The organism is Mycobacterium sherrisii, from assembly GCF_002102355.1.
Lineage (GTDB): Bacteria > Actinomycetota > Actinomycetes > Mycobacteriales > Mycobacteriaceae > Mycobacterium > Mycobacterium sherrisii.
The window spans coordinates 108,412-121,971 of record NZ_LQPT01000093.1 but is presented as its reverse complement, the minus strand read 5'-3'; the positions used below and the strand labels follow the sequence as shown (position 1 = coordinate 121,971).

The following is a 13,560-nucleotide window of genomic DNA, read 5'->3' as shown; positions in this document are numbered from 1 at the left end:
CGATGGTGAAGGCTGACGAAAAGGCTGACGAAAAGGCTGTCGTCGTCGACAAGGTCCGCAAGACGTTCGGCGATTTCGTGGCGCTGCACGAGGTCAGCTTCGAGGTCGGCCGCGGTGAAGTGCTCGGACTGCTCGGCCCGAACGGGGCGGGCAAGACCACGCTCGTCGACATCCTGTCCACGCTGAGCCGCCCGGACAGCGGCCGCGCGGTGGTCGCGGGATATGACGTCGTTTCCGAGCCGGCCGGGGTGCGGCGTTCGATCATGCTCACCGGCCAGCAGGTGGCGATCGACGACATGCTCACGGGCAGCGAAAATCTCGTGATGTTCGGCCGGCTGTTCGGGCTGGGCAAGTCGGCGGCGCGCGCCCGCGCCGAGGAACTCATCGACGAATTCGACCTGGCCTACGCCGCCGGCCGGCGGGTGAAGACCTACTCGGGCGGCATGCGCCGGCGCATCGACATCGCCTGCGGTCTGGTGGTGCGCCCCCAGGTGGTGTTTTTGGACGAACCCACCACCGGCCTGGATCCCCGCAGCCGACAGAGCATTTGGGACCTGGTCGGCAAATTCCAGGGTCTGGGCATCGCGACGCTGCTGACCACGCAGTATCTCGAGGAGGCCGACGCGTTGGCCGACCGGATCGTGGTGATCGACCACGGGCGGGTCATCGCCCAGGGCACCGCCGATGCGCTCAAGGAACGCACCGGCGGCAGTTACTGCGAGATCGTGCCGCGTAACCTGCAGGATCTGGCGGTCATCGCCGACACGCTCGGCGCGTTGGTGCCCGACAAGATCAGGGCCGCCCTGACCCCCGAGTCGGACCGCATCGCCATACCCGCACCGGACGGCGCCAACACGCTGATCGACGCCGTCGGGCGGCTGGCCGCCGCCAACATCGCCGTGGCCGACGTCGCCCTGCGGCGCCCCTCCCTCGACGACGTATTCCTCGCGCTGACAGACGATTCCCCGCGCACCCGCACCCCCGTCGCAACGCGGGCCGCCGGGTGACCGCGGCAAGCACCACCGAGCGACACCCGTCACCGATCGCCCAGTGGTGGGTACTCACCAAGCGTTTCATCGCGCCGACCCTGCGCAACGGCGAACTCGTCGTCACGGTCGCGTCCTCGGTGGTCTTCACGGCGGGCTTCTACATTCCGCTGCATCAGATCATGGGGACCGCCACCAAAACCCTGGCCAGTAGCTACGCGCAGTACGTGATGCCGCTGATCGCCTTGCAGGCCATCACGTTCGCCGCGATGTCGACGGCGTTTCGGGCGGCGACCGATTCGGTCCAGGGCATCAACCGCCGATTCCGCTCGATGCCCATGGCTCCCTTCGCGCCGGTGGGCGCCCGCATCTCGGCGGCGGTGTACCGGTGCACGATTTCGATCGCGGTGGCGATCGCGTGCGGTTACGTGATCGGATTCAGGTTCCACCACGGCGCGCCTTACATCGTTGCCTTCATGCTGCTGGTGGTGGCGATCGGGTCGATCCTGTCGTTCGGCGCCGACCTGGTCGGCACCGGCAGCCGCAACCCGGAGGCGATGACACCGCTGCTGATCCTGCCGCCGCTGATCTTCGGGTTGTTGTCCACCGGAGTCCAGCCCGCCCAACAGTTTCCGCAGTGGATTCAGCCGGTCGTGCGCAACCAGCCGGTCTCGCAGTTCGTCACCGCGCTGCGCGCCCTGGCCGGCGACGCCGCCCCGTACGGCGGGCTGGTGACCTGCTCGGTGCTGGCGCCCACGCTGGCGTGGCTGGCCGGGCTGATCCTATTTCTGATCCCGACATCGGCGGTCGTCCTGTCGAGGCGCGCCAAATGACCCTGACACACCAGCCCCGCGCCGATCTGGACGCCGAGCAATACCATGAGAATTCGCCGTCGGCGCTGCTGTCGCAAACCCTGGTGCAGACCCGGCGCATCCTGCTGCGCTGGGCGCGCGACCTCACCACCGTGATCGAGGCATTGGTGTTGCCGGTCCTGTTCCTGTTGACCCTGAACATCATTCTGGGCAATGTCATCTCGCAGGTCACCGGTCACAGCGCGCTGTACGGGACGGTCCCGCTCAACGCGCTGGCCGCGACGATCAACGGCGCGGCGGTCGGGGCGATCGGCCTGATCGGCGAACGCTCCGATGGCCTGCTGCGCCGGCTCTGGGTGGTGCCCGTGCACCGGGCGTCGGGCGTGCTGTCGCGCATCGCCGCCGAGGTCGTCCGGATCATGCTCACCACGCTCGTCGTGCTGGCAGTCGGGATGGTGTTGGGATTCCGCTTCCGGCAAGGCATTCCGGCTACCCTGCTCTGGTTTCTCGTCCCGCTCGTCTTCGGGTTGGCCTTCGCGACGCTGATCACGATGGTGGCGCTGTACACGGCCAACAACTTCCTGCTCGAGACGGTCACCCTGGTGCATGTCCTTGCCGTGGTGTTCTCCACCGGCTTCTTACCGGTCGACCAATTTCCGCGCTGGATTCGTCCGGTCGTCGCGCATCAGCCGATGAGCGACGCGATCGAGGCCATGCGCGGGTTGTCGATGGGCGGTCCGGTGCGCGCGCCCATGATCGCGACGCTGGTGTGGGCCGCCGGCATCGCCGCGGTGTGCAGCGTTCCGGCGTTCATCGGTTATCGGCGAGCCAGCACCAGCTGAACAAGGGGGTATGACGTGTTTCCCGGATCCGTGATCCGCAAGCTGACCCGCAGCGAAGAGGTCTTCGCGGTCAACGAGACCTATTTCGCGTTCACCGCCCACGTGCACGGTCCCGTCGACCTCGACGCGATGTCCGACGCGTTCGACGCGCTGCTGGAATCCCATCCGGTGTTCACCGGCAGGCTCGAGCAGACGCAGGACGGGCACTACCAGATCGTCGCCGAAGACCTTATGCACCCGGGCATTTGGGTGATCGACTCCGATGCTGCGGCAGACATCTCGAACACCCCGGGGATGCGGCTGGATCAGCGTCAGACATTGCTCAATCTGCGGCTCAAGCGCAGCGGTGAGCGCACCGAGCTCACGCTGTACACCCACCACAGCCTGGCCGACGCCCACCATGCGTTCGGCCTGCTGGAGGAGCTCTTCTCGCTCTACACCGACGTGGTCACCACCGGCGCGCCGGCGCCGGTGACACCGCAGCCCGCCCCCGAGTCGCTGGAGCTGTTGCTCGAACAACGCGGCGTGACCAAGCAGCAAAAGTCGGGGCTGGAAAAGCTTTTCCGGGCGATGTTCGCCTACGACCTACCCGAACCCGAGAAGCCGCCACAGCTGGCGGACCCGGACGCCATCCGGCCGATCCCGATCGCCCGCATCCGGTTCACCGAGGAGGAGACGTCGGAACTGGTGGAGTTCGGGCTCGCCAATCAGCTCAGCCTCAACTCGGTGGTGGCCGCGGCCATCCTGCTGGCCGAGTGGGAACTGCGCAACACCCCGCACGTTCCGATTCCCTACATCTACCCGGTCGATCTGCGCTACCTGTTGTCGCCACCGGTCAGCCTGACCGGCAGCACGCTGCCACTGGGCGTGGCCACCTATTTGGCGGAGATCAAGCCCGATACCGAGGTGGTGGATCTGGCCCGCGGCATGGTGGAGTCGTTCCGGACCGACCTCGCCGAGGGCGTCATCCAGCAGTCGGCCATGCATTTCAACTTGCAGTACCAAGGCACCCCGCCGGGGCTGCCGCCGGTGGTGCTGTGCACGGACACCGGGACGATCCCGCCGCTGCGCACCCCACCCGGCATGCGGCTCGACGACTTTCAGAGCGAACTGTGGTTCCCCACCCGCGCTCCCGTCGACCTGTACAGCTGCGGGACATTCGCCGGCCGGTTGTTCATCGAGCATCACGCCCACCTGCCCGGGCGGGAAAAGCCGTTGGAGGCAATACATTCCCGGCTGTGCGCACTGCTGAGCGAGGAGGACAGCTGGGTCGTGGAGTAACCACGGCCGGCCACTGATTCCGCGACACTTAAACCTCTGCGACGACACGCCGCGCTCACCCGCAGTGGATTAAGTCTCGCCGAAAGCGGGCGATCACGGCGGCCCGAGCAGCGGGCCGAGCCGATAGTCGACGAGCCGACGCATCACCAGACCGGTGGTGGTCTTCTCGACCCCGTCGATGTCGAGGATCTGACCCGCCAAACGATAGAGATCGTCGGCGTCGCGGGCCACCACGTGCACCAGCAGATCGGTGACACCGCTGAGGCCATGCACCTCGAGGACTTCGGGCACCCCGGCCAGAGCGTCGCCGATCTGGTTCAGCTTGCGCTGGGTGACGGTAACCATGACGAACGCGGTCAGCGGATAGCCGAGTGCCGCCGGATCGATCCGCCGCTCCAGCGACTGCAAGACACCGGCGGACTCCAATCGCGCCAAGCGCGCGTGCACCGTGTTGCGGGCCAGACCGGTGGTCTGGGCCAACGCCACCGCGGTCGCGCGAGGCGCCGCCACGAGCGCCCGCAGGATGCGCGCGTCGGTGTCGTCGACGACCCGTTGCGGATTGGCCATGTTGCAAACCACCGATCACTCAAAGGTCACCAATTTTGGGCATTCTGCTCAATACACAGAAAGCAGCTTGCCACGAGATACCGGAGACTGGTCAACTTTGTGATCTATCTGCGCAACCGAACCGGCAGGACATTATGACCACCCTGAACACCGTGGCCGTTGGCGATATTGATCCCGCGATCAGCGAACTCGACGCCCTGCACGCCATCGCCGAGCGGGTGCTGTGGCTGTCCACGGCGGTGGTGCATCACGCCAACCGGGTGCGGCCCAACCCCTCCGGACTGAAGGTCGGCGGTCACCAGGCCTCGAGCGCCTCGATGGTGGCCATCATGACCTCGCTGTGGTTCCGTCAACTGCAGCCCGGCGACCGGGTGTCGGTCAAGCCGCACGCGTCGCCGGTGCTGCACAGCATCAACTACCTGCTGGGCGAGCTGGACGAGAAGTACCTGACCACGCTGCGGGAGTTCGGCGGTCTGCAGTCGTATCCGAGCCGCTCGAAGGACCCGGACGTGGTGGACTACTCGACGGGTTCGGTCGGCATCGGTGCCACCGCCCCGATCTGGGGCACGCTGGCGCGCCGCTACGTCGGCGCGCAACTAGGTTCGGGCGGGCACGGCCGCCAGTACTCGCTGGTCGGCGACGCCGAGCTGGACGAGGGCGCGGTGTGGGAGGCCATCCTCGATCCGGCCATCGCCGAACTGGGCGAGGTGGTCTGGATCGTCGACCTCAACCGGCAGTCCCTGGATCGGGTGGTGCCCAACATCGCCGCGCGACGACTGGAGGCGATGTTCGGCGCGGCGGGCTGGCAGGTCATCACGGTCGACTTCGGCCGTCAGCTCGAGTCGGTGTTCGCCCGCCCCAGCGGAGATGCCCTGCGGCAGCGGATCATCGCCATGGAGAACGCCGAATACCAGCGGCTGCTGCGCTGCGACGCGGACGGGATCCGGCAGCGGCTGCCCGGTGCGGGTCCCGGCAGCGGCGCGATCGCCGACTTGATCGCCACGCTGGACGACGAGACGCTGACCGGGGCGATCCGCAACCTGGGCGGCCACGACCTGGCGGCCCTCACCGCGGCCTATCGCCAGATCGACGACACCCAGCCCACGGTGATCCTGGCGTACACCATCAAGGGGTACGGACTGCCCACCGAGGGACACCCGCAGAACCATTCGGCCCTGCTCACCGACGACGAATTCGCGGGATTGGCAACCAGACTCGGCATGGACACCGAGAAGCCGTGGGCCCGGTTCAGCCCGGACAGCCCGATGGGACGGCTGTGCGCCGCCACCGCGGCGCGGTTACGCCGAGCCCCCGTCCCGGCGCCGGTTGCGCCCGCGGTGCCTACCGATATCGGGCGCACCCCGAAGGGCACCTCGACGACGCAGGCCGCGCTCGGCCGCCTGCTGTTGGACCTGACCCGCGAGGCGCCCGACGTGGCCAAGCGCGTCGTCACGGTCAGCCCGGACGTCAGTTCGACCACCAATCTGGCCGGCTGGGTGAACAAGGTCGGCGTGTGGTCGGCCAGCGAGCGGCGCAATTGGTTCGCCGACGATGGACAAACCCTGATGCACTGGAACGAACGCCCGAGCGGGCAGCACATCGAGCTCGGTATCGCCGAGACCAACCTGGTGGGCTTGATCGGCGAACTGGGAGCGACCTGGAGTCGGTGGGGTGAGCCGCTGTTCCCGATCGGCGTGCTCTACGACCCGTTCGTCGAACGCGCGCTCGAGCCATGGTCTTTCGGGATTTACGCCGGTGGTCACTCCATCCTGATCGGCACCCCGTCCGGGGTGAGCCTGGCCGCCGAAGGCGGCGCACACCAGTCCATCAAGACCCCGTCGATCGGGCTCGAGCAGCCGGGCTGCATCAGCTACGAGCCGGCGTTCGCGATCGACGTCGAGTGGACCCTGCTGGCCAGCATCGCCCGGCTCGGCCGGCCGGACGGCAGCTCGGCGTATCTGAGACTGTCGACTCGCCCGGTTGACCAGACGGCCGCCGCCGTGCCGCAGGACCCCGCGGCTCGGGAACGCCGCCGTCGCCAGGTGGTGGCGGGGGGATATCCGTTGCGGCGCAACGGCTCCGCGAAGGTCACCATTGCGGCGATGGGCACCATGATCACCGAGGCGCTGGCCGCCGCCGATCGGCTGGCGCAGCTCGGAGTCCCGGCCGACGTGGTCTGCGTGACCAGTCCGGGCCTGCTGTTCCAGGCCTGGCAGGCCCGCCAGGGCCGGGGCCGCGCCGACAGCTGGATCCTCGATCAGGTCTTCCCCGTCGACCGCGCCCACCCGATGGTCACCGTCCTGGACGGTCACCCCCACACGCTCGCGTTCCTGGCTAACATTCAGCGAGTTCCGTTGACCGCCTTGGGCGTGTCGACGTTCGGTCAGGCCGGCGGCCTCCAGGACGTGTACCGCTACCACGGCATCGACACCGACAGCATCGTGCGGGCGGCACTCGACATCGCCGGCTAGCCCGGGGCCGCCAGGTGTGCCTCTTCGGCGGCCAGCGCCTCCGACAGGTGCGCCCCCAACGCGCGCGCCGAGTTGTAGGTGGCGATGGTTTTGGGCGTCAGGCGGATCCCGGTCTCGGCTTCGATGCGGGTGCGCAGTTCCAGATTGCCCAGCGAGTCCAGGCCGTGCTCGGCGAACGGCCGGTCCGGGTCGATGGCGCGGCGCAGGATCAGGCCGGTCTGGTCGGCGATCAGGCGGCGCAGCCGGGCCGGCCACTCGTCGGGCGCCAGGGCGCGCAATTCGTCTCGCAGCGCCGAGCTTTCGGCGCCGTGCTGATCGCCGGAGTCTCGGAAGGCCTCGGCGAACGGGCTGCGCGCCACCAGCGCGGCCAGCCAGGGCGCCCCCGTCGTCGGGACGTAGCCGGTGTAGGTGCGGTCGTAGCGCAACAACGTCTCGAACGCCCGGGCCCCCTCGTCCGGCGCGATCATCGTCGTGCGCCCGCCGGCGGCCAAGAAGGTGGCGCGGCCGATCTCACCCCACGCCCCCCAGGCGATCGCGGTCGCCGGCAGACCCTGGCTGCGCCGCCAGCGAGTGAACGCGTCCAGCCAGCTCGAGGCCGCGGCGTAGGCGCCCTGCCCGGCCGAGCCGAACAGCGCGGCCACCGAGGAGAAGGAGCAGAACCAGTCCAGCGGCTGCCCGGCGGTCGCGTGATGTAAGTTCCACACCCCGTTGACCTTTGGCGCCCAGTCCTTGTCGATCAGCTCGTCGGTGATGTTGGCCAGCACGGCGTCCTCGACGACGGCGGCGGCATGCAGCACCCCGCGCAACGGCAACCCGGTCGCGGTGGCCGCGGCCACCACCGCGGCGGCCGTCTCGGGTTCCGCGATGTTGCCGCTGTGCACCACCACATCGGTGCCGTTCGCGCGTAGGCGCTCGATCGCCTGGCGCGCCTTGGGAGTTGGGGCGGACCGGGCGGTCAGCACGATGCGGCCGCAGCCCGCCTTGCCGTTGCGCGAGGCCATCTGGCCGGCCAGGAACAGGCCCAGACCGCCCAGGCCCCCGGTGACGATGTAGGCGCCGTCGTTGCGGAACACCGGCGCCCGCTCCGGCAGCAGCACCGCGTCGGTCCTTCCGGCGCGGGGCACCGTGAGCACCAGCTTGCCGGTGTGCTCGGCGCCGCTCATCACCCGGATCGCCGTCGCCGCCTCCGACAGCGGATATTCGGTGCAGGTCGGCACCGGCAGCTCGCCGTCCGCGATCCGCTGGTAGAGCGTGCGCAGCAACTGTTGCACCCGGCCCGGATGGGTGTGCGTGAGCAGTGCCAGGTCGACGGCGTAGAACGACAGGTTGCGGCGGAACGGGAACAGGCCCAGCCGCGCGTCGGCGTAGATGTCCCGCTTGCCGATCTCCACGAACCTTCCGCCGTAGGCCAGCAGTTCGATCCCGGCCTGCTGGGCCGCCCCGGTCAGCGAGTTCAGCACGATGTCGACGCCGTACCCGTCGGTGTCGCGGCGGATCTGCTCGGCGAACGCGGTGCTGCGCGAGTCGTAGACGTGTTCAATTCCCATGCGCTGCAACAACTCTCGACGCTCAGGGCTGCCCGCGGTGGCGAAAACGTCGGCGCCTGCCCGCCGCGCGATCGCGATCGCGGCCTGACCGACGCCACCGGTGCCGGAGTGGATCAGCACCTTGTCCTCGGCGCAGATCCGGGCCAGCTCGCACAGCCCGTACCAGGCGGTGCCGTACGCCGTGGCCGCCGCGGCGGCCTGCACGGTGGTCACGGCGGCCGGCAAGCCGACCACCAATCGGGCATCGCAGGTGACGAACGTGCCCCAGCTGCCGTTGCCGAATCCGGCGAAGCCGCCCACCCGGTCGCCGACGTGCAGGCCGGTGACGCCGTCACCAACCCGGGCCACCACACCACCCACGTCGAAACCCAATTGATGCGGCCGACCCTCCAGATCCGGGTAACGACCAAGAGCCGCAATCACTTCGGCGAAGTTGACGCTGGCGGCGTCGACCGCGATCTCCACCTCCCCGGCGCGGGGCGCGGTGCGGTCGAGTGCGACGAACTCCAGGGTCTGCAGGTCGCCGGGGTGGCGCACGACCGCGCGCAGCTGCTCGGTCTCGTGGCGGACCGTGGTGGTCCGGCGTTCGTCGGCCGCCAGCGGGGTGCAGCGCAGCCGCGCCGTGTACCACTGGCCACCTCGCCAGGCCGTCTCGTCCTCGGGCGTACCCGACAGCAGTTCCTGGGCGACCAGCTCGATGTCGTCCTCGGCGGCCAGGTCGATCTGGGTGGTGCGCAGTTGCGGATTCTCCGCGCCGACCACGCGCAGCAGGCCGCGCAGCCCGGCCTGTACCAGGTTGGGATCGTCATCGCCCCGCACGAGTTGCGCCCGTCGGGTCAGGACGTACAGCCGCGGCGGCTCGGCCGACATCTCCGGCAGTTCGCGGATCATGCGGACCAGGTGGCGCACCTGCTCGCGGCCCGCCAGCAGCCCCGGCTCGTCGGGCGGACCGCCGGGCGGCGGGCACACGATCACCACCCCATCGAGTCCACCGCGCACCACCGCGGACAGCTCCGCGGTCTTCGCGGCATGGTCGGCCTGCCGTGGCCAGATCAGTGTGCAGGGTTGGGCGGCAAGGGATTTCAGGGCGTCGGCGAGACGGGACCCCAGCAGATCGGACTCGGCGGGGGTGATCAACAGCCAGCTGCCCACCGGCCGCTCGGGCACCGGCTGCAAGGTCTGGCGCTGCCACTCGACGGTCAACAGTCGCTCGGTCATCAGCTGGTCGGCGGCGCCGCCACCGGCCGTCATGCGCAGACCTTCGACGGCCAGCACGACGGCACCGGTCTCGTCGAGCAGGTCCAGGTCCACCTGCAGCGCCGACTCGCTCGCCGACACGATGCGCGCCTGGCAGTAGCGCGTGCCCCGGACCGGGGCGTAGCGGCGCAACCGCGCCACACTCACCGGTAGCAGCAGGCCGACGTGCGCCGCGTCCTTGATGGCAGGGTGGGCCAGCACCGTCTGGAAGCAGGCGTCCAGCAGCGCCGGATGTACGCCGTAACCGCCCTGCTGCGAGCGCACCGCCCTGGGCAGCTCCACCTCGGCAACGACGGTGCGGCTCTTGCCTGCTGCGTTACAAGCCGACACCAGGCCGGCAAAGGCCGGGCCGTAATCGACGCCGCGCTCGGCAAAGGCGCGCCGCAGCGCGGCGCCGTCCGTCCGCTGCGGGTGGGTGGCCAGCAGGGCCGCGATGTCGCGGCGCTGCGGTTGTTCCTCGGCGCCCGCGTCGGCGGCGCGGCACAACGTCGCCGTCGCGCTGCGGGACCGTTCACCGTCGCGATCGGTGTCCACCGCGAACGCGGCGACGCCGGCGTCCTTGATCGAAGCCACTGCGCTGACCGGGGTTTCGTCGTCCAACAGCAGCATCTGCTCGAACCGGACATCGCGCACCTCGGCGTCCGGCCCGAAGATCTGGGCCGCGCCGGCCAGGGCCATCTCGCAAAAGCCCGCGCCCGGGAACACCGCGACGCCGTTCACCCGATGGTCGGCCAGCCAGGGCAGCGTCGCGGTGCCGATCTCGCCCTGCCAGGCGTGCCGCTCCGGCTCCTCGGGCAGCCGGACATGCGCACCCAGCAGCGGATGCACCGCAACGGTGGGCTCCCCGCGCCCGGTCGACCCGTCGGACTCGACTAGCAGCCGCTGCCGGGTCCAGGTCGGCAGCGGCGCATCCACCAGCCGGCCCGCCGGATACAGCGCGGCGAAATCGATTGCGGCACCGGCACTGTAGAGGTCGCCCAGAAACCCCAGCAGCCCATGCGGAACGGGCTGCTCGCGGCGCAGGCCGGCCAGCGCTTGCACGACGATGTCGGCCGCGGCGGCGGTCTGTTCCACCGCGCGGGTCAGCAGCGGGTGCGGCGACGGCTCGGCAAACACCCGGTGCCCGTCGTCCAACGCGGCCTGCACGGCGGCGGCGAACTTCACCGAACCGCGCAGGTTGTTCACCCAGTACCCGGCGTCGAAGGTCGGCGCCACGCGCGGATCATCAAGCGTCGCAGAGTAACACGGCACCACCGGCGCGCTCGGCGCCAGGTCGGCGAGCCGCTCGGCCAGCTCGGCCAGGATCGGGTCGACCTGGGACGAGTGCGACGCGACGTCCACGGCCACCTCGCGCGCCATCACGTCGCGGGCTTCCCACCCGGCGACCAGATCGCGAACCCGGTGGGCGGCACCGCCGATCACGACGGAGTTCGGCGAGGCGATCACCGACACCACGACGTCGGCGATGCCGCGGGTCGCCAGCTCGTCGCGCACCTGCCGGGCGGGCAGCTCGACCGTGGCCATCGCCCCGGCACCGGCCACCCGGGACATCAGTTCCGAGCGTCGGCAGATCACCTTGACGCCGTCTTGTAGCGACAGCGCACCGGCGACGACGGCCGCGGCGATCTCGCCCATCGAGTGGCCGATGACCGCGCCGGGCCGCACCCCGTGGCACCGCATCGCCTCGGCCATCGCGACTTGGAACGCGAACAGCGTGGGTTGCACCCGCCCGATGCCGGTCACCGTCTCCGCTGCCGACATCGCCTCGGTGACCGAAAACCCCGACTCCGCCGCAATCAGCGGCTCGGCCCGCGCGACGGTCGCCGCGAACGCCGGCTCGTTGGCCAGAAGCTCGGCACCCATCGCCGCCCACTGCGAGCCCTGCCCGGAGAAGATCCACACCGGCCCGCGGTCGTCGTGCCCGGCCGCCGGCGGGTAAGGGGTTTGGCTGCAAGCGATTTCGCGGAGCTTATCAACCAGATCGTCGACGCTGTTCCCGGCGACCACCGCGGTGCGCACGGTGCGGTGCCCGCGCCGCCGCGCCAGCGTGTAGGCCAGGTCGACGGGCCGCACGCCGCACTCCTGGGCGGCCAGCCAGTCCGCCAGCCGCCCCGCGGTTCGGCGCAGCTCGCCCGCCGAGGTCGACGACAGCGGAACGACCAGCGCGCCGGGCGCGGGACGCTCGGCGGGCGCGCCGGAGGCGTCGGGCGCCTGCTCGAGCACGGCGTGCACGTTGGTGCCCGACATCCCGAACGACGTCACCCCGGCCCGTCGCGGCACCGGGCCCCGCGCGTCGCCTTTGTCCGGCCACGGCGTAACCTCTTGCGGCACAAACAATCCGGTGTCGATGCGGGCGAGTTCGTCGGGCAGGCGGGTGAAGTGCGCCATCGGCGGCACCAGGCCGTGGCGTAACTCGAGGACGGCCTTCACCAACCCGACGGCACCGGCGGCCGCTTCGGTGTGGCCGACGTTGCTCTTGGCCGACCCCAGCGCGACCCGGTTACCGGCGGCGCCGTAAACCTCTGCCAGGCTGGCGAATTCGAGTGGGTCACCCTTCGGGGTCCCGGTGCCGTGCGCTTCCACCACGCCCACCGTCGACGGATCGACCCCGGCCGCTTCCAATGCCGCGCGGTACACCGTGGCCTGGGCGGTGCGCGATGGCGTGGTGATGGTCTCGGACCGGCCGTCCTGGTTGGCCGCGGTGCCGCGCACCACCGCCAGGATCCGGTCGCCGTCGCGCTCGGCATCGGGCAGCCGCTTGAGCATCACCACGGCGCAACCATCGGAGCGCACGAAACCGTCGGCGGCGACGTCGAACGTGTGGCAGCGACCCGTCGGTGAGAGCATGCCCTGGCCCGACGCCGACGTTGACACCCGCGGGTCCAGCACCAGCATCGCGCCCCCGGCCAACGCCAGGTCGCTTTCGCCGCTGTCCAGGCTCCGGCAGGCCAGGTGCACGGCGAGCAGACCCGACGAGCACGAGGTGTCCATCGTGATGGCCGGTCCCTGCAAACCCAGCCCGTAGGCGATGCGTCCGGAGGCCATGCTGAACGGCGTGCAGGTGTAGCCGTAGGCGTCGCCCAGCACGCCCGCATCGCCGGTCATCAGCGTGTAGTCCTGCTGGCACAACCCGATGAACACGCCAGTGCGCGAGCCGCTCATCGACGCCGGCACGATCCCGGCGTGCTCGATCGCCTCCCAGGACGTCTCCAGCAGCAACCGGTGCTGCGGATCGATGGCCGTCGCCTCGCGTTCGCCGAAACCGAAGAAGGCGGCGTCGAAGCCGCCGACGTCGTCGATGAAGCCGCCCCAGCGCGACACCGACCGATCCGGGACACCGCGCTCGGGGTCGTAGTGGTCCTCGACATCCCACCGGTCGGGCGGGATCTCGGTCACCAGGTCGTCGCCGCGCAGCAGCGCCCGCCAGAAGGCGTCGGGTGAGTCGATACCGCCGGGGAGCCGGCAGCCCATCCCGATGACCGCAATGGGCGTGACACGCGACTGCATCGCCGTTCATACCTCGTCTCAGCTCTGCCGGCGGCGCCTCCCCAAGCACCACCAGATGTCGATACGCGCAACGGAACCCCCGTAGCAGCGCTCGCAGAACCACTAATCCGGGTATCGACACGGAAATACTCGAACCGCCCCAGCTTAGACGCCGGGCTTCGCGGCGGCGCGGGAATGGATGAATTGTTCCCGCGCCCGCCGGCGCGGTGCACAACCGGCACCGAGCACCGCGAACGGACGCGCCCGGCCCCGGTGGGCCATAATCACCGCAGCACGCAACCCACCGCGGA

Annotated in this window: 7 protein-coding genes; 5 read left to right on the top strand and 2 right to left on the bottom strand. The window is 69.9% G+C overall.

Going from position 1 to position 13,560, the window contains the following annotated elements:
- Positions 1–2 precede the first annotated feature (2 nt).
- The 4 genes from AWC25_RS19445 to AWC25_RS19430 are packed head-to-tail and all read left to right on the top strand — an operon-like array spanning position 3 to position 3,921.
- A complete protein-coding gene (locus tag AWC25_RS19445; protein WP_069398605.1) occupies positions 3–1,007 on the top strand; it encodes an ATP-binding cassette domain-containing protein in 1,005 nt (334 codons plus the stop codon).
- Positions 1,004–1,819, top strand: coding sequence for an ABC transporter permease (locus AWC25_RS19440; RefSeq protein ID WP_069398604.1), 816 nt, complete (start codon positions 1,004–1,006; stop codon positions 1,817–1,819). The genes AWC25_RS19445 and AWC25_RS19440 overlap by 4 nt, the downstream gene beginning before the upstream one ends.
- A complete protein-coding gene (locus AWC25_RS19435; protein ID WP_069398603.1) occupies positions 1,816–2,640 on the top strand; it encodes an ABC transporter permease in 825 nt (274 codons plus the stop codon). Before AWC25_RS19440 ends, AWC25_RS19435 begins: the two co-directional genes overlap by 4 nt.
- Before the next feature lie 15 nt (positions 2,641–2,655).
- Entirely contained in the window at positions 2,656–3,921 is a 1,266-nt protein-coding gene (locus tag AWC25_RS19430) for a phthiocerol/phthiodiolone dimycocerosyl transferase family protein (protein WP_069398602.1), read from the top strand.
- 93 nt (positions 3,922–4,014) lie between these two features.
- On the opposite strand, the gene AWC25_RS19425 is transcribed toward AWC25_RS19430, so the two are convergent.
- A complete protein-coding gene (locus AWC25_RS19425) occupies positions 4,015–4,488 on the bottom strand; it encodes an Lrp/AsnC family transcriptional regulator (RefSeq protein ID WP_069398601.1) in 474 nt (157 codons plus the stop codon).
- Between the two features lie 134 nt (positions 4,489–4,622).
- Between AWC25_RS19425 and AWC25_RS19420 the strand changes: the two genes are divergently transcribed.
- On the top strand, positions 4,623–6,959 hold the full coding sequence (locus AWC25_RS19420; RefSeq protein WP_069398600.1) for a transketolase-like TK C-terminal-containing protein: 2,337 nt from the start codon (positions 4,623–4,625) through the stop codon (positions 6,957–6,959).
- On the opposite strand, the gene pks2 is transcribed toward AWC25_RS19420, so the two are convergent.
- The gene (gene pks2 / locus AWC25_RS19415) at positions 6,956–13,270 is read right to left on the bottom strand and encodes a sulfolipid-1 biosynthesis phthioceranic/hydroxyphthioceranic acid synthase (protein ID WP_085167298.1); all 6,315 of its coding nucleotides are present in this window, start codon (positions 13,268–13,270) and stop codon (positions 6,956–6,958) included. The two genes, AWC25_RS19420 and pks2, sit on opposite strands and share 4 nt — an antisense overlap.
- Positions 13,271–13,560: the final 290 nt, after the last annotated feature.

Excerpts from the sequence above, each read along its gene's own strand:
- AWC25_RS19425 (WP_069398601.1), bottom strand. The coding sequence starts at position 4,488 with ATGGCCAATCCGCAACGGGTCGTCGACGACACCGACGCGCGCATCCTG.
- AWC25_RS19420 (WP_069398600.1), top strand. The coding sequence starts at position 4,623 with ATGACCACCCTGAACACCGTGGCCGTTGGCGATATTGATCCCGCGATC.
- pks2 (WP_085167298.1), bottom strand. The coding sequence starts at position 13,270 with ATGCAGTCGCGTGTCACGCCCATTGCGGTCATCGGGATGGGCTGCCGG.
- AWC25_RS19435 (WP_069398603.1), top strand. The coding sequence starts at position 1,816 with ATGACCCTGACACACCAGCCCCGCGCCGATCTGGACGCCGAGCAATAC.
- AWC25_RS19445 (WP_069398605.1), top strand. The coding sequence starts at position 3 with ATGGTGAAGGCTGACGAAAAGGCTGACGAAAAGGCTGTCGTCGTCGAC.